The sequence below is a fragment of the Corynebacterium sp. ACRPS genome (assembly GCF_022346005.1).
Lineage (GTDB): Bacteria > Actinomycetota > Actinomycetes > Mycobacteriales > Mycobacteriaceae > Corynebacterium.
Window position 1 is genome coordinate 85,278 of the sequence record NZ_JAKRMY010000002.1, and the last position, 14,613, is coordinate 99,890.

The 14,613-nt window shown below is 59.0% G+C and carries 12 protein-coding genes and 1 tRNA gene; 7 read left to right on the forward strand and 6 right to left on the reverse strand.

Annotation, left to right across the window (positions count from 1 at the left end):
* Positions 1–59 precede the first annotated feature (59 nt).
* Positions 60–1,112: a hypothetical protein gene (locus MHX65_RS01630; RefSeq protein ID WP_239268134.1), complete on the forward strand. Its 1,053-nt coding sequence runs from the start codon at positions 60–62 to the stop codon at positions 1,110–1,112.
* Between the two features lie 3 nt (positions 1,113–1,115).
* On the forward strand, positions 1,116–2,231 hold the full coding sequence (locus tag MHX65_RS01635) for a quinone-dependent dihydroorotate dehydrogenase (protein WP_239268136.1): 1,116 nt from the start codon (positions 1,116–1,118) through the stop codon (positions 2,229–2,231).
* 65 nt (positions 2,232–2,296) lie between these two features.
* Here the strand turns inward: MHX65_RS01635 and MHX65_RS01640 are convergent, their stop codons facing one another.
* Both MHX65_RS01640 and MHX65_RS01645 read right to left on the reverse strand, forming a co-directional pair.
* Positions 2,297–2,689, reverse strand: a complete 393-nt coding sequence (locus tag MHX65_RS01640; RefSeq protein ID WP_023022374.1) for a hypothetical protein — start codon at positions 2,687–2,689, stop codon at positions 2,297–2,299.
* Complete coding sequence (locus tag MHX65_RS01645) at positions 2,689–3,228, reverse strand: YbhB/YbcL family Raf kinase inhibitor-like protein (RefSeq protein ID WP_239268138.1); 540 nt, start codon at positions 3,226–3,228, stop codon at positions 2,689–2,691. Before MHX65_RS01645 ends, MHX65_RS01640 begins: the two co-directional genes overlap by 1 nt.
* A 238-nt stretch (positions 3,229–3,466) precedes the next feature.
* On the opposite strand from MHX65_RS01645, the gene MHX65_RS01650 reads away from it, so the two are divergent.
* From MHX65_RS01650 to MHX65_RS01660, 3 genes are all read left to right on the forward strand, one after another.
* A tRNA-Leu gene (locus tag MHX65_RS01650) sits at positions 3,467–3,552 on the forward strand.
* A gap of 102 nt (positions 3,553–3,654) precedes the next feature.
* The gene (locus tag MHX65_RS01655; RefSeq protein ID WP_239268140.1) at positions 3,655–4,395 is read left to right on the forward strand and encodes a TVP38/TMEM64 family protein; all 741 of its coding nucleotides are present in this window, start codon (positions 3,655–3,657) and stop codon (positions 4,393–4,395) included.
* A 29-nt stretch (positions 4,396–4,424) separates the two neighbouring features.
* Positions 4,425–4,997: a hypothetical protein gene (locus MHX65_RS01660; RefSeq protein WP_005282991.1), complete on the forward strand. Its 573-nt coding sequence runs from the start codon at positions 4,425–4,427 to the stop codon at positions 4,995–4,997.
* Positions 4,998–5,023: 26 nt separating this feature from the next.
* Here the strand turns inward: MHX65_RS01660 and MHX65_RS01665 are convergent, their stop codons facing one another.
* Positions 5,024–5,863, reverse strand: coding sequence for a DUF3097 domain-containing protein (locus tag MHX65_RS01665; RefSeq protein WP_023017483.1), 840 nt, complete (start codon positions 5,861–5,863; stop codon positions 5,024–5,026).
* Positions 5,864–5,896: 33 nt separating this feature from the next.
* Here MHX65_RS01665 and MHX65_RS01670 point away from each other — a divergent pair, with 33 nt between their 5' ends.
* Positions 5,897–6,670, forward strand: coding sequence for a hypothetical protein (locus MHX65_RS01670; protein ID WP_239268142.1), 774 nt, complete (start codon positions 5,897–5,899; stop codon positions 6,668–6,670).
* A gap of 19 nt (positions 6,671–6,689) precedes the next feature.
* On the opposite strand, the gene MHX65_RS01675 is transcribed toward MHX65_RS01670, so the two are convergent.
* The 3 genes from MHX65_RS01675 to MHX65_RS01685 all read right to left on the reverse strand — a co-directional run bounded on the left by MHX65_RS01675 (position 6,690) and on the right by MHX65_RS01685 (position 11,339).
* Positions 6,690–7,763 carry a ferrochelatase gene (locus MHX65_RS01675; protein ID WP_239268144.1) on the reverse strand — a complete coding sequence of 358 codons (1,074 nt, stop codon included), beginning with the start codon at positions 7,761–7,763 and terminating at the stop codon, positions 6,690–6,692.
* 32 nt (positions 7,764–7,795) lie between these two features.
* The gene (locus MHX65_RS11585; RefSeq protein WP_239268146.1) at positions 7,796–9,178 is read right to left on the reverse strand and encodes an NlpC/P60 family protein; all 1,383 of its coding nucleotides are present in this window, start codon (positions 9,176–9,178) and stop codon (positions 7,796–7,798) included.
* 1,687 nt (positions 9,179–10,865) lie between these two features.
* Positions 10,866–11,339: an Rv1476 family membrane protein gene (locus MHX65_RS01685; RefSeq protein ID WP_239268148.1), complete on the reverse strand. Its 474-nt coding sequence runs from the start codon at positions 11,337–11,339 to the stop codon at positions 10,866–10,868.
* Positions 11,340–11,713: 374 nt separating this feature from the next.
* Here MHX65_RS01685 and can point away from each other — a divergent pair, with 374 nt between their 5' ends.
* Positions 11,714–14,530: an aconitate hydratase gene (gene can, locus MHX65_RS01690; RefSeq protein ID WP_239268150.1), complete on the forward strand. Its 2,817-nt coding sequence runs from the start codon at positions 11,714–11,716 to the stop codon at positions 14,528–14,530.
* Positions 14,531–14,613: the final 83 nt, after the last annotated feature.

Sequence of the window (14,613 nt, forward strand, 5' to 3'; positions counted from 1 at the left end):
ACACTACCGCCGCGCACGGCTTCGGGAAATCGCAACGCGCGCTGTTAGGATAAGTATCCGTGAAATCACGATCCCGCTCCACACTCGTACTATCCAGTTTGCTAGCACTCTCCACTGCTGCGCTGGCCGCCTGCGATTCCACCGTGGGCGTAGGCGGTGATCCCGAAACCGCAGTGAAGGGCAACGCCACCCCGGCCGCTTCTCCGAGCGACACCGATCCTGCCGGCACGGTCATCGACTTCGATGAAGACATCACGGATCTGGACGCGGTGAAAGATACGATTGCTGTTCGCACCGCGGACCAGGTGCGCATTGGCAGCCAGGATGACTTTGCTGCTAAGAAGGCCAAGAGCATCGATATCGATTCTACCTGCGGCGATTTAAGTTCCTCCGAATCTGGATTCGTCTTGGCCTGCCCGGATAAGGTCCTGCTCATCGATCCTTCTGCGCCGGAATCACCGGAAGAAATCAACATGGATGAGGACTTCCAGGTCACCGCCGCTACCCAGATTTCGACCGGCGAGGTCTTTGTCACCGCTGACGACTCCGCTGTGGTCGGCCGGTACAAGGATGGCACGCGGGACGGCGAAATCTCCGTCGAGGCCGGCTCGGACCAGATGCTCGCCGTTCCCAACGCGGACGGCGACGACGGGATTGTGCGTATTCAACGTTCGGATTCCACCATCCAAAACATCGATTGGCCCAACGATCGCGCCGGCGGGCGGTTGCGCGCTGGCCAGGGTGTCGGCCAAATCGCGGTAGGTGACAACGGCGTCGTGCTCGCCTCCGATACCGAGGGCGACCGGATCGCGGTCTATACCTCCGATGACGTCATCCGCCTGCACCAATACGGCGTGGTAGACGGCACCCCCTGGGCGGTGGCCTGGGATGATTCGCGCGGGCTCGCATGGGTTACCACCACCGATAACAACATCGCCCACGCCTATTCCATTGACAAAGGCGTTCCCGAATCCCGCGGTGACTTTGCCACGCTTGCCGATGCCCAAAATATAACCGCCCTATCCAATGGCACCATCGTGCTTGCCTCCGCATCCGGCCAGGGGCTGCAGTTCGTGGCGGATCCACACCTGACAAAGGCAAAGGAGTCTTAATCCATGGTTTCGACCTTCGATTCGCTGCGCAAAGGCGCCTATCAGCTGGCGCTGCGCGGGATGTTTCGCCTCAGCCCCGAGCGCATCCACGGCATTATCAATTCCGGGCTGCACGGCCTGCACGTGGCAGGTCCCGCCAATCGGGTGCTTGGCCGCGTCCTGCCGGTCAACGATCCAATCTTGAAACAAGACGTGTGCGGGATCACCTTCCCGCGCCCGCTCGGCCTTGCGGCCGGTTTTGATAAGAACGCCGCGGCCGCCGATGCCTGGTCTCCCCTTGGTTTCGGCTACGCCGAACTGGGCACCGTCACGGCACAGGCGCAGCCGGGAAACCCGACTCCCCGCCTCTTCCGCCTCAAAGAAGATGCCGCCATCTTAAACCGGATGGGTTTTAATAATGAGGGTGCGGCCGCCGTGGCAGAGAACCTGCGCAAGCGCCGGTACAACGACGTCATCGGGATTAATATCGGCAAAACCAAGGTCACCCCGGCTGAACGCGCCGTGGATGATTACCGCCGCTCCGCTTCCGTCTTAGGCGGTCTGGCGGACTACCTGGTGGTTAATGTCTCCTCCCCCAATACTCCGGGGTTGCGTGACCTGCAGGCGGTCGAATCGCTGCGCCCCATCCTGCGCGCCGTGCAAGAATCCACCGATGTCCCCGTCATGGTAAAAATCGCGCCGGACCTTTCGGATGCCGATGTCGATGCCGTCGCCGATCTCGCAGTCGAACTGGGCCTTACCGGCATCGTCGCCACCAATACCACCATCTCCCGCGAGGGGCTTAACACTCCCCGCGCGGAGGTAGAAGCCCTTGGCACCGGTGGCATTTCCGGCCCACCCGTGGCCGAGCGCTCCTTAGAAGTACTCCGCCGCCTGAACGCGCGCGTGGGCTCGCAGCTTGTCCTGATTTCCGTCGGCGGGATTACCACCCCGGAGCAAGCGTGGGAGCGGATTGCCGCCGGTGCCAGCCTCCTCCAGGGCTATACCGGGCTCATCTACGGCGGGCCGGACTGGATTCGGGACATTCACAGGGGAATCGCCAAGCAGATTCGCACCCATGGCCTAAGCAATATCTCTGAGGCAGTAGGCTCCAACCTGCCGTGGACGGCAATAAACTAGCAGCTCATTAGATAAAGAAAATGCCACGTGTTTCTACACGTGGCATTGCTTATTTATAGGCCCGCTTAGGAGGTCGCCATGACGCTGCGCCGCAAGATCAACGCGCAGATGGCGGACATGCCGGCATAAAAGAGCAGCCAATACTGCTGTTGAATCAGGAGATCGTGCTGCGGCAGAAAGCGGCTCGCGATGATCAAGGCCACCGCCACCGCTAGGGCAATAATCTGCGCGCGGCTGCCGGCATGCTCCTTGCTCATCGTACTGAAGGCACCCACCATCACCGCCGCGATAATGATCGCGAGGTTGCTGTAGGTCCACACAAACGGTGCGCCCCATCCATCGCTAAAGACGGAAATCAGGGCAAAGAGGACCAGCACGAAAGCGACGACCAAAAAAGCGCCGCCCACCCGCAGCGCTGCGGGTGGGGTCACTGGATTTTTAGGAGCGGAACTCGCCATTACTTGGCCTCGTACCAACCCCAGAGAATTGCCCGGCCTAGTGCATGGAAGTGCAAGTTGAAGCCGAGGACGGTGGGGGAAGAATCCGGATCGATATCGAGGGTTTCTACGTCTACGGCGTGGACCGCGTAGAGGTAGCGGTGCGGCGCGTGGCCGGCCGGCGGGTTGGCACCAAAGTGGGTGCGGTTGCCGGAGTCATTGCGCAGGCTGATAACACCGTCGATGCCAAGGTCCTCTGCCGCGCCGGCATTGGTGGGCAGCTCGGAGACATCGGTGGGGATATTAAAAGCGGCCCAGTGCCAGAAACCGGAAGCGGTCGGTGCGTCCGGGTCAAAGCAGGTTACCGCCAAAGACTTGGTTCCCTCCGGCAGCCCGGACCATGCCAGCTGTGGGGACACGCTTTCCGGCGCGCGGTGCTTTTCTGGGATCTCATCGCCTTCTACAAAGTCGGTAGAAGACAGCCCGAAGCTGGGGAGATCGCGCAGCGGGGCGTAGGGGTCAGGTCCGGGGAATCGAGTGTCATCTGCATAAGAAGTCATGTACCCCTTTGTACCGCAGATCACACGCGCTTGTCGATGCCCCTCCCACTCACCCCACCACTCTGCGGACGCCTTCTTACCGTGCTCCTATGTAGGCGCTGCGGCCACCCAAGTTACAAGGATGTATTTACCCGCCTTGTGATCGCTCGGTTTATAAGCGTTTACCTGGCGATTTGTATTCCAAAGGACGAACACGATAAAGTTTCGAGGTGACCAACCGAGAGGTTGCAAACACCCTGCCCGGGTGGCGGAATGGCAGACGCGCTAGCTTGAGGTGCTAGTGTCCTATTAACGGACGTGGGGGTTCAAGTCCCCCTCCGGGCACACTGTGAAGTCTCGAGACATCGTTCCTACGGTGCCTCGAGATTTTTCTATAAGTACTGCTCTTTTCTAAAAGCACGGCCGCGCCGACTACGATACGAACGCATGACCACTTTCCGGGATTGGATACGCAGCTTTGGCAGCTTCTGCGTTCAACTCGCCCACTCTGCGTGGGGCTCAGTCCGCACGTGGTCACCGCGACGCTGGGCGCTTATCATCGCGCTCGCGCTTGTTGGAGTTGCGCTTTTTGTCTGGCTCGACATTCCCGATCTCTCCCAGATGCGGGCCGCCGCTACCCGTCTTGGCGCGTGGTTTCCGGTTACCTTCACGCTAGGTTATGTCATATTTACGCAATTTCCCCTGCCTCGGACCATCTGGACGGTTGCAGCAGGCATCCTTTTCGGTCCCTGGCAGGGTCTTGCCATTTCGCTATTCGCGCTCACAATATCGGCCGTATTATCGCTGCTGATTGTGCGCAGCCTGCTCGGAGAATGGATCAGGCCACACCTTGCCCACCCCGCGGTTTATACCATCAATGCCCACTTGGAGCGGCGCGGTTGGCTGGCCATCGCTTCCCTGCGCATGGTCGCGGGAGTGCCCTTTAGCCTCCTCAACTATGTCGCTGCGCTTACCCCCATCAGCGTTTCGCACTTTACGGTCGCTACGTTGGTAGGTTCAATTCCCACCACGGTCATCGGCGTCTTTTTCGGCGATGCGCTTACCGGTACAGCCAGCCCTGGGATCATCGCTGCCTTTATCGTCTTTGCCCTCGCCGGCATCGGCGGGCTTGTGCTCGATTCGCGCCTGCCGACTCCCGTCCAGTCAAGGTTAAGCGGTAGACTGTAACGAACTGCTCGCTATAAAGGAGGATCCTCGTGCTCGCTGTCCATGCCCGCTACCGTGGGCGTTCCGTGCGCCGCGCTGAGCTCGTACAGCGCTCGGCGGCCGCGCTATCCACCCTCGAGGGCGTCGGCGAGTTTCACGTCCTTGGCGTGGAGGATATTTGCGCCGTTGTCGATTCCGCCACCGCAGTGTGTGAGGTCGTCATGGCCTTGCTTGCCGATGGCGACTGGGCCATCGGCATCGGCATCAGCCCCGGCAACCAGGCAGACGAGGACAGCGCACGCCACGTGGCCACCGCGGCGCTGAAAAATTCCGCCCGCATGGGACAGGTCTACACCAAACTCAATAAGCGCGGTCGTTCCGCGGAGGCAAGCGATATCGCCGCCGCCTTCGCGCTTATTGGATACGTGCTGAATAAGCGCACCATCGAGGGCCGCGAGGCGACCTCGCTCGTACGGGCGGGGCTTAATCAAAATGAGGCCGCGGAAGAATTGGGCATTTCCAAGCAGGCGATGTCCCAAAGGCTACAGGCTGCGGGCTGGAGCGCCGAGATGGCCGGGTGGCAATTAGCGGTCAACCTCATTGAACGCGCCAATCTAGCCTAGGCCCAGAAAACTCGGCCCGCGGCGGCTTAGACAAGGTCTGATTTGTGCAGCTCCGGCGTGGTCACAAAATCCACCAGCCGCTCGACCGCCCCGATAAGGCTCGAGTCTAAGTCTCGGAACGAATGGACCGCGTTATAAACGTGGCGCCACCCATCGGAGGGATCGGACCACCCCACGCGGCGGCAGATTCCGGTCTTCCAGTCTTCACCGCGCGGTACCTCCGGCCATGCTTGCAGGCCTACCCGTTGCGGTTTTACTGCCGCCCAAATATCCACAAAGGGATGGCCGGTGACTAGAACGTGCTCCCCCACTGACTCAGTCATTCGCGTTTCTTTCGACCCCTTGACCAGGTGATCCGCGAGCACGCCGACCCGGCGGCCGGGGCCAGGCTGAAACTCGGCCAGCCTTTCTTCGAGATTGTCCAAGCCTTCTAGGTATTCCACGACCACGCCTTCGACGCGCAGATCGTGCCCCCACACCTTTTCCACGATGGCGGCATCGTGGACGCCTTCGACCCAAATGCGCGATGGCGCTGCCACCTTGGCCTCCACGTTTTCTACCCGCCTAGAGCCTGAATTCGATTTGCGGGGTGCTTGCTTGGGCACATACCTCGTAAGCGTCACCGGCTGACCTTCTACTAAGAATCCGCCCTTAATGAGGTTAAATACTCGCTCGACGCCGTGGCGGTCCTCTAACCGCACGACCTCACCAAAGACGGTCTTATCTACGCCTAAAACGGCGCCCACGAAATCATCACCGCGCACTTCTACCACCATGCCCGGCTCTGCCGGCACTTCTGGATACTGGGTGGGCTTGCTGCGTCGGTGCCCAGCAAAAATATCTCCGCCATAAGGATCTAAACTCATGGCCCGATAGTCTATCTACTACACTTGCTCGCCATGGATATGCGCGCCGAAGTGTGGTCCCCTCTCCAAAACTCCGCCATCTGGCTCGCTGCGTGGTTGTGGGGACATGAGACAACAGATGAGCTGCTCGACGCCCTGACGGAGCTGGGCGGGCGCCCCGAATGCCTCGATGAATCCCCCTTCATCGACTTCCTCGCCCTGCTGCGCGCCGAAACGCAAGAGCTCACCTCTCAGCCAGTCGCGGGCGGGGAGCCCCTCCTCCGGCTCATTTTATCCGGGCCGGGTGAAGCGCCAGCGCTTCCCGCGGGCTCAGAGTCTGCCCGTGCGGCCGCGCAAAGTTCAGCGGGCGCCATTGTGGTGCGCACCAATGATCCGGAAGTCTCGCTCGTTCTCATCCCCCATCCCCGTCGAGCCCACACGGCATGGCAGGTGATCCGCGAGGACCAGCCGCTGCCCTCGCCGGCCTGGCTGAGCCCCGGCGAGGCGGACGCATTGTTGACTAAGGCAACGGATGAATCCGCCGATCTCATTACGGCCACCGGCTACCAGTCCACCGCTCTTAATAATCCCCGGCTCACGGTGGGTACCTTGAGCGATTTCTATGACACGCCCGGCCTGCCACCGGCCACCCCGCCACGGGCTGCAAAGCTCTTTGCGCGCGCGGACCGCGTTGCCGCGATCATCGAAACCGTCATGGATAGGATCAACGATCATAGCCTCGACCCGGAGCTTCTCCGGCTGTGGCGCCATATCCGGCAGGCGCGGATGACGGGAGTGGCTTATTCGGCAGCGGAATTCGCCCGCTAGAGCGGGGCTCGCCGGCTCCTTAGTGAGCGCGGATATCGCAGCAGCCGGCAGCGCAGGGCGCGCCGTTGGTGGTACACCCCTGGACGGTGACATTCCCGCTGGTCTCCCACGGTTGCCCTTGTTCGAGTTCTTCCACCAGATCCACGATCATGCCGGCAAAACGCTGGGAGGGGCCAGCGGTACGGGCGCGTTCGACCTGTACGCCCATTTCATCGGCAGCGGCTTGCAGCTCAGAATCCAAGTCCCAGATGACCTCCATGTGATCGGAGATAAAACCGATGGGGCATACAACGACGGCGTCTACCCCGTCGCGGTCATGAATTGCGGTGGTGTGGTCCACGATGTCTGGTTCCAACCACGGCGTCTTCGGATTGCCGGAGCGCGATTGCCACACCAAATCGTAATCCGAGATTCCGGCGCGCTCGGCCACCAAGCGGGAGGCTTCGGCTACTTGCCGGGAGTAGAGGTTCTTGTCCCCGTCGGCGCCACCGACATTATCGTGTGCATTCGGCACGGAGTGCGCTGTAAACAGCATGCGCGCGCTGTCCATCTTCTCAGCGGGGATACGCTGCCAGGCCTCGGCGACGGCATCGACCATCTCCGCGATGAACTTGGGGTGATCATAAAATTGCCGAATCTTGGTGAACTCGATTTCTGCCAGACCCTTATCTTCAAGGTGTTGCCGCATCGCAGCAATGTCTTCATCGTATTGCCTGCACGCCGAGTAGCCGCCCCAAGCGGAGGTGGCGAAGACAGCCACCGAGCGGATCCCCTCTTCCGCCATTTTCTCTGCGGTAGCTGTGGCAAAGGGGTGCCAGTTTCGATTGCCAAAATAAACCGGTAGATTATGTCCGCGTTTTTTCAGCTCGCCTTCGACGTTATGGATAATTTCCCGGTTCAGGCCGTTGATCGGGCTTACTCCGTCAAAGTGGAAATAATGCTCGCCCACTACTTCTAAGCGCTCGCGCGGAATTCCGCGGCCCCGCGTAACGTTCTCTAAAAACGGAACGACCTCCTCGTTTCCTTCCGGGCCACCGAAAGAAAGAACGAGGAGGGCGTCGAATTTTTGGGCAGGATGCTGTGCGTCAATCATGCCCTAAATAGTAGCAACCACAAGGCTAAGAATTAGAGAAGGCGCACAACATCCGGGGTCGCACCAGCCCAGCGCACAGGGGAGACCTGTACGTTCTGCCCAGACTGCGGGGCCTCAATCATTTGGTCATTGCCCAAGTAGATCGCAACGTGCTGGCTACCGCCAGCGCCGTAGAAGATGAGATCGCCGCGCTGCAAATTGTCGCGCGAAACCTTATTGCCCATCTGGTACTGCGCGCCGGTGTAGTGCGGAAGGTCCAGGCCCGCTGCGGCGAACGCGTACTTAGTCAATCCAGAGCAATCAAAACCGCTCCGGCCGTAGTCGCCAAAGCTATCGGCGATGCCGCCGTCCCGGAGGCCGCCAGTTGGACCATTGTTGTCGCCACCGCCCCACACGTATGGGGTGCCGATGACGGATTCTGCGCGAGCGATCACAGCCTCAATCTGGCTGCTATTGCCCGGAGCAGGGGTGGATGGCGCTCCGGACCCTTGACCGGTGGCGGAAGGATCAGTGCTTGCCGATGGCGCCGTATTCGGGCTGCCAATCCCCAACAAGTCTGCAGATCCCTCCATCAGTGCTCGCACATCGTCTTGGTCGACGGATGCGGCGAGCTCCCCGGCGACGTCCATAACGTCCGATGCCGAGGATCCGGTGCCAAAGTCCACCGTGTTAAAGGACGGGGTTGCCCCCTGGTTAAGCGCGGTGCCGAACTCCGCCTTCGGGGGCGCCGGATCCGCCTGCTCGTCCGAACCGACGTCGTTATTAGTCGCCTCAGGTAGCGGAGTCTCGTCGGGAACGATTTCGTCGGTAAAGTTTTGAGCCTTGTCTTTATTCAAGTCTTTCGACTTGACGGGAGCATCGGCAAACGCATCCCCATTTACCTTAAAATCAAGGTTATTATCTTGATTTTGCACCTTTGGAAGGTCGTCTTGTTGGGATACCTCCACCGCCTGCTGCTGGTGAGCAAAAGACGCCTCGGCGAAGTTACGGGTGGCATTCATTTGAGCTTCCCGCTGGGCCAAGTTACGGCGGTGCTCTACCATTGCCGATTCGGCTGCGCGCTTATCGGCATAAGCTTGGTCAAGCTCTGCCGCATCGTCCGCAAGCTCAGGATCGTCCGAAAGCTGGGCGATGCGCTCCGTCGCGGCCGCCGCTTGCTCCTCCGCCTGGGCGAGGAGCCGCCGCAGCTGTTCTACGTCCCGCTGCTGAGCATCAACGTTTGATACAGCGCGGGCAATGGAGTCATCTGCACCGGCGCTTGGAATTTTTTCAACCGCGCCGGCTTGGGCGGGATCGGGGTGCTCATCTGCTCCCGCGGGAGCGATGGACATCAGGGGCGATAGCGCTGCGGCACCTGCGACTGCAGCTATAGTTGCGCGAACATGTCGGATGCGCGGTAGACGAATGGTGGCCACTGGAATTCTCCTTGTTTGGACCACCTTCCTGTTAAAGATTGGGACACCATGAACCGCACTTGGGCATAGGAATGCCCGAGACACTGAAGCTTGCGCATTTTCGCACAGCAGCAAGCTCAGAGTCTTCGTTGCGATATTCCGAATCCGATAGCCGCACACCCAAAGGCTTATGGGTATGCGTTATCGCCCTGCCAGCCCTTAGCTCCAGGAGGTAAGCGGCACATGAGCCCGAAAAGTAGAGACTTCACCTAGGGATTGCGCACGTCTATTAAAGCTCTATGCACTGATGCTTGAGCTCAGTAGCCTCACGACTCAATGCCCAACAATCGCTACTATTTCCCCATACCAGCGACATGTATGGTGCACTTTCTCCACGTGTCCTACGCGGTTTACTGTGAGCGTGAGCGCTTTAGCACTGCAGGGAGCATCTACTACTCACCCATTGCAGTTCCAATCTAGGATTGGCGCATCTTCATAGAGCTCCAGTTGTGGCGTGCGGTGAATTTGGGTTGCTGGAAGAGTCCAAGCCCCTTCGCACGCTGCGCTTGGCACAGTGAGAACTGCCCTATGATCCTTGGCGCAACTCGCCGCGGCGCAGTGGATGTACAGCTTTATTCGCGTACTCTTCCGTGCGAGGGCAAGCGGCCACAAACCATGAACAGGCCACACGATGCTGGCCCTAGTGTGATTCCGGTTCCCTCATTCTCTCATTCTGCACGTACCCGACTGCGCTCCTCGCGAACCTCGTGCCTGGATTCCGCTTCTCCGGGAATCCAATATCGAAGGGCTCGACAAAGAACAACACCCGCATACCCACACAACGGAACTCTAGCGAACTCGTCTCACCACTTTTAAGGAAGGTGGGTTGATGTTTATTTTTCGAACATTGTCATCGCTCAAGTGAAAGATTTTCTACTCTCCCGTTCGAGAGTTCGCTCCGTGGTTCATTGACTTCCAAGAACCGCCAATTCCTCGATTCCCGCGAGGCGTGCTTCCCCACATACCCGTGCGAATCTTCAATTGACCGTCAAGGCTAAGCCCATGAACTCAAGAAGATATTCATGTCCCTTGAGTCGACACTCGAACCATACGTCACGACACGCCCTTTTCGCACACATTCCACTTAATTACGTGGAGTCAAGTTAAACCACATGACGCAACAGTCGTACCTAACCTGCAATAATTTTGTTACCATCCCGTTATTGTGATGTTCATCACTTTGGTTTTCGTATTTCGAGGGTCTTGCGCCCCGAGCTGTAACCAATTCGGAGCCATTTCGCAGCTCTAGAACCACTCCCCCAACTCAAGTCAACCACTAAACCTTTACTTTGACCCCTCCCCCGCTCCCCTGACCTTTTAGGCAACCACAGTTTTCTTCATCCGCAGCGACCCGGAGTCACCCGAGGGGTGCCCGTAAGGAGGCCGATGAATCACGCCAATTCCTGAACATCATTTTCTATAAATCTCAGGGCGGGCACCGCGAGTCCCTTCGGTGTGGTACGCCACGACGCTCATGCGGCCGCAAAATTTAGCTCGATTCGGCGGATGGTTCTGGGGCGCGCCGAGCGCTGAAAAAATGGAATTTTTCTTCTACTTTTTCGAACAAACATAGCTAGAAGTTGGATACGTTTGGACGCCTTGATACGTCCACTCTCCCCGGACCCGCGCCCTCCTGAATGGCAGCTACTTATCCCCGAAGTTCGCGGTGAAGGGAGGCGCGCCAATAACTTAAACCGCCGAAAAGTAGGGCGAGTATGGCGACGACTGCGACGACGGCGACCATTGGAAAGCTACTTTGCTCAAGCCCTGCATAGTACTGCTGCACAAGATCGACTTGGTTAAGTCCCGGTTTTAATTGCGCCTGGGAAGATTCAATATCCGCACGGCTATAGTTCTCGCTAACCGAGGAGACATGGCGCGGGGTCTGCACGATGACAGTGTGCAGATCGGTAGCATCATAGAGCTCTTGTGCAATGTCGCGCGCGTCGGCGGCCTTGGAGACAAAGACATCGACCACGGCAACCCCGTCACCCTCACGCAGTTGCTCTGCGACGTGTGCGTTCAGCTGAGTATCCGATTCCAGGGAGGGTGCGGAATAAGCCACGCCATCCTGCTTGAGCTGCTGAGCCAGCCGCGGGACGTCCACATCACCCGGAACCATTCAATCCTCTTCCCTCTATTTCCCTATCACGGAGACTCGTGCACCCGAGATCGGGGGTTATGCACTGCGCATATTCCTCAGTCGTTCTTCATTAAAGATAATGGTTACCGCCGCCGCCTACACAGTAAACGCGCCGAGTGCGACTAAAAGCTTTAAACAGAACGCTTGTCCCGTTACAATTGACGCAACGGAAGGTTTTTGCCTCTACAATAAATAGGTGAACCATCGCGTTCTTTGCCGTCTTTGGCACTGCGGGCCCCATGGCTTCGTCTCGACCACTATGTGGTCGCGCACCTTTTGCTTATCCCGCAACTCCAGTAGGCGGCGAGTACAAAACAGAACAGACTGTTTATCAACAAGGAATGGAGCTCCCTGTGACTGAAAGCTTGAACTCCTTCGACGCCAAGAAGACCCTTGATGTCAACGGTAAGTCTTACGACTACTTTGACATCAACACGGTTCCTGGCATGGAGAAGTTGCCGTACTCCCTCAAGGTGCTGGCAGAAAACCTGCTGCGCAATGAGGACGGCAAGAATGTAAACGAGGACCACATCAAGGCCCTCGCCAATTGGGACCCAAAGTCCGAACCGGATACTGAAATCCAGTTCACCCCAGCCCGCGTCCTCATGCAGGACTTCACCGGTGTTCCCTGTGTCGTCGACCTCGCAACCATGCGTGAGGCCGTTTCCGCTCTTGGCGGTACGCCAGACCAGGTTAACCCGCTAAACCCGGCCGAGATGGTTATTGACCACTCCGTCATCGTTGAGGCCTTTGGCTCCACCGACGCTCTTGAGAAGAACGTTGAAATCGAGTACCAGCGCAACGAAGAGCGCTACCAGTTCCTGCGTTGGGGTGCTGAGAACTTCTCCAACTTCCGCGTTGTTCCTCCGGGAACCGGTATTGTCCACCAGGTCAACATTGAGTACCTGTCCCGCGTTGTCTTTGACAACGAGGGCTTGGCATACCCGGATACCTGTATCGGTACCGACTCCCACACCACCATGGAAAACGGCCTGGGCATCCTGGGCTGGGGTGTTGGCGGCATCGAGGCAGAGGCTGCCATGCTTGGCCAGCCGGTATCGATGCTCATCCCGAAGGTCGTCGGCTTCAAGCTCACCGGCGAAATCCCGACCGGCGTTACCGCAACCGACGTCGTCTTGACCATTACGGAGATGCTGCGTGAGCACGGCGTTGTCCAGAAGTTTGTAGAGTTCTACGGCAACGGCGTCAAGTCCGTCCCGCTGGCTAACCGCGCCACCATCGGCAACATGTCGCCAGAGTTCGGTTCCACCGCGGCCATCTTCCCCATCGACGAAGAGACCACCAAGTACCTCGAGCTCACCGGTCGCCCGCAAGAGCAGATCGACCGCGTCGAGCAGTACGCCAAGGCCCAGGGCATGTGGCTAGCAGAGGACACTCCGGAGCCGGAGTACTCCGAGTACATCGAACTCGACCTGTCCACCGTTGAGCCGTCCATCGCCGGCCCGAAGCGCCCGCAGGACCGCATCCTTCTTTCGGAGGCCAAGGAGCAGTTCCGTAAGGACCTGTCCAACTACACCACCGACGAAGTATGCGTCGACGACTCCTCCGTTGAGGCTAAGCGCATGTCCGGTGAGGGCGGCGCGCCTGGCGACGATGATGTCACCGGTGGCTTGAACAAGTCTCGCGAGGGCCACGGCGAATCCGCCGCGGTTGGCGCTAAGGGACGTCACTCCAACCCGATCACCGTTGAACCTGACAACGGCGGCGAGTACACCCTTGACCACGGCATGGTGGCCATTGCCTCCATCACCTCGTGCACCAACACCTCTAACCCATCCGTGATGGTGGGTGCTGGTCTGATTGCACGTAAGGCCGCCGAAAAGGGCCTGCGCTCCAAGCCATGGGTCAAGACCATTTGTGCGCCTGGTTCCCAGGTTGTCGATGGCTACTTCCAGCGTGCAGACCTCTGGAAGGACCTCGAGGCTATGGGCTTCTACCTGTCCGGCTTCGGCTGCACCACCTGCATTGGTAACTCCGGCCCGCTGCCAGAGGAAGTTTCTGCAGCCATCAACGAGAACGACTTGGCAGCTACCGCAGTTCTGTCCGGTAACCGCAACTTCGAGGGTCGTATCTCCCCGGACGTCAAGATGAACTACTTGGCATCCCCAATCATGGTTATCGCCTACGCTATTGCCGGCACCATGGACTTCGACTTCGACAACCAGCCGCTGGGTCAGGACGAAGACGGCAACGATGTCTTCCTGAAGGACATCTGGCCTACCCCGCAGGAGATCGAGGACACCATCCAGTCCGCCATCTCCCGCGAGATGTACGAGGCCGACTACGCCGACGTCTTCAAGGGCGACGATGCATGGCGCAACCTGGATGTTCCAGAGGGCGAGACCTTCGAGTGGGATGAGGACTCCACCTACATCCGCAAGGCTCCGTACTTCGAGGGCATGCCGACCGAACCAGACCTGGTTGAGGACATCAAGGGCGCTCGCGTTCTTGCGAAGCTGGGCGATTCCGTCACCACCGACCACATCTCCCCTGCTTCTGCCATCAAGCCGGGCACCCCGGCCGCGCAGTACCTGGATGAGAACGGCGTGTCCCGCTCTGATTACAACTCCTTGGGTTCCCGCCGCGGTAACCACGAGGTCATGATGCGCGGTACCTTCGCCAACATTCGCCTGGCTAACCAGCTGGTGGATGAGACCGGTGGTTACACCCGCGACTTCACCCAAGAGGGCGCACCGCAGGCATACATCTACGATGCATGCGAGAACTACAAGGAAGCCGGCATTCCACTGGTCGTTATCGCTGGTAAGGAATACGGCACCGGTTCTTCCCGTGACTGGGCTGCAAAGGGCACCAACCTCCTGGGTGTTAAGGCAGTCATCACCGAGTCCTTCGAGCGCATCCACCGCTCGAACCTCATCGGTATGGGCGTTATCCCGCTGCAGTTCCCTGAGGGCGAGTCCCACGAGTCCCTGGGCCTGGATGGCACGGAGACCTTCGACATCGAAGGCATCACCGGATTCAACGACGGCTCCATCCCGAAGACCGTTCACGTCACCGCTACCAAGCAGGACTCCGACGACGCTGTCGAGTTCGACGCTAACGTACGTATCGACACCCCGGGTGAGGCAGAGTACTTCCGCCACGGCGGTATCCTGCAGTACGTGCTGCGCCAGATGGTGAAGAACTAAGCCACTTAATGCGACGGAAAAGTACTAAGCTTTTTGGGCTTAGTGCTCGTCGCTGAGCTTGATGACGCGGGGTCGCACCGCTC

Bases quoted from the DNA above. Each gene is read 5' to 3' on its own strand.
- MHX65_RS01665 (WP_023017483.1), bottom strand. From the start codon at position 5,863: ATGAGTTTAGATCCTTATGGCGGAGATATTTTTGCTGGGCACCGACGC.
- MHX65_RS01675 (WP_239268144.1), bottom strand. From the start codon at position 7,763: ATGATTGACGCACAGCATCCTGCCCAAAAATTCGACGCCCTCCTCGTT.
- MHX65_RS01685 (WP_239268148.1), bottom strand. From the start codon at position 11,339: ATGGTTCCGGGTGATGTGGACGTCCCGCGGCTGGCTCAGCAGCTCAAG.
- MHX65_RS01635 (WP_239268136.1), top strand. From the start codon at position 1,116: ATGGTTTCGACCTTCGATTCGCTGCGCAAAGGCGCCTATCAGCTGGCG.
- MHX65_RS01640 (WP_023022374.1), bottom strand. From the start codon at position 2,689: ATGGCGAGTTCCGCTCCTAAAAATCCAGTGACCCCACCCGCAGCGCTG.
- MHX65_RS01645 (WP_239268138.1), bottom strand. From the start codon at position 3,228: ATGACTTCTTATGCAGATGACACTCGATTCCCCGGACCTGACCCCTAC.
- MHX65_RS01655 (WP_239268140.1), top strand. From the start codon at position 3,655: ATGACCACTTTCCGGGATTGGATACGCAGCTTTGGCAGCTTCTGCGTT.
- MHX65_RS01670 (WP_239268142.1), top strand. From the start codon at position 5,897: ATGGATATGCGCGCCGAAGTGTGGTCCCCTCTCCAAAACTCCGCCATC.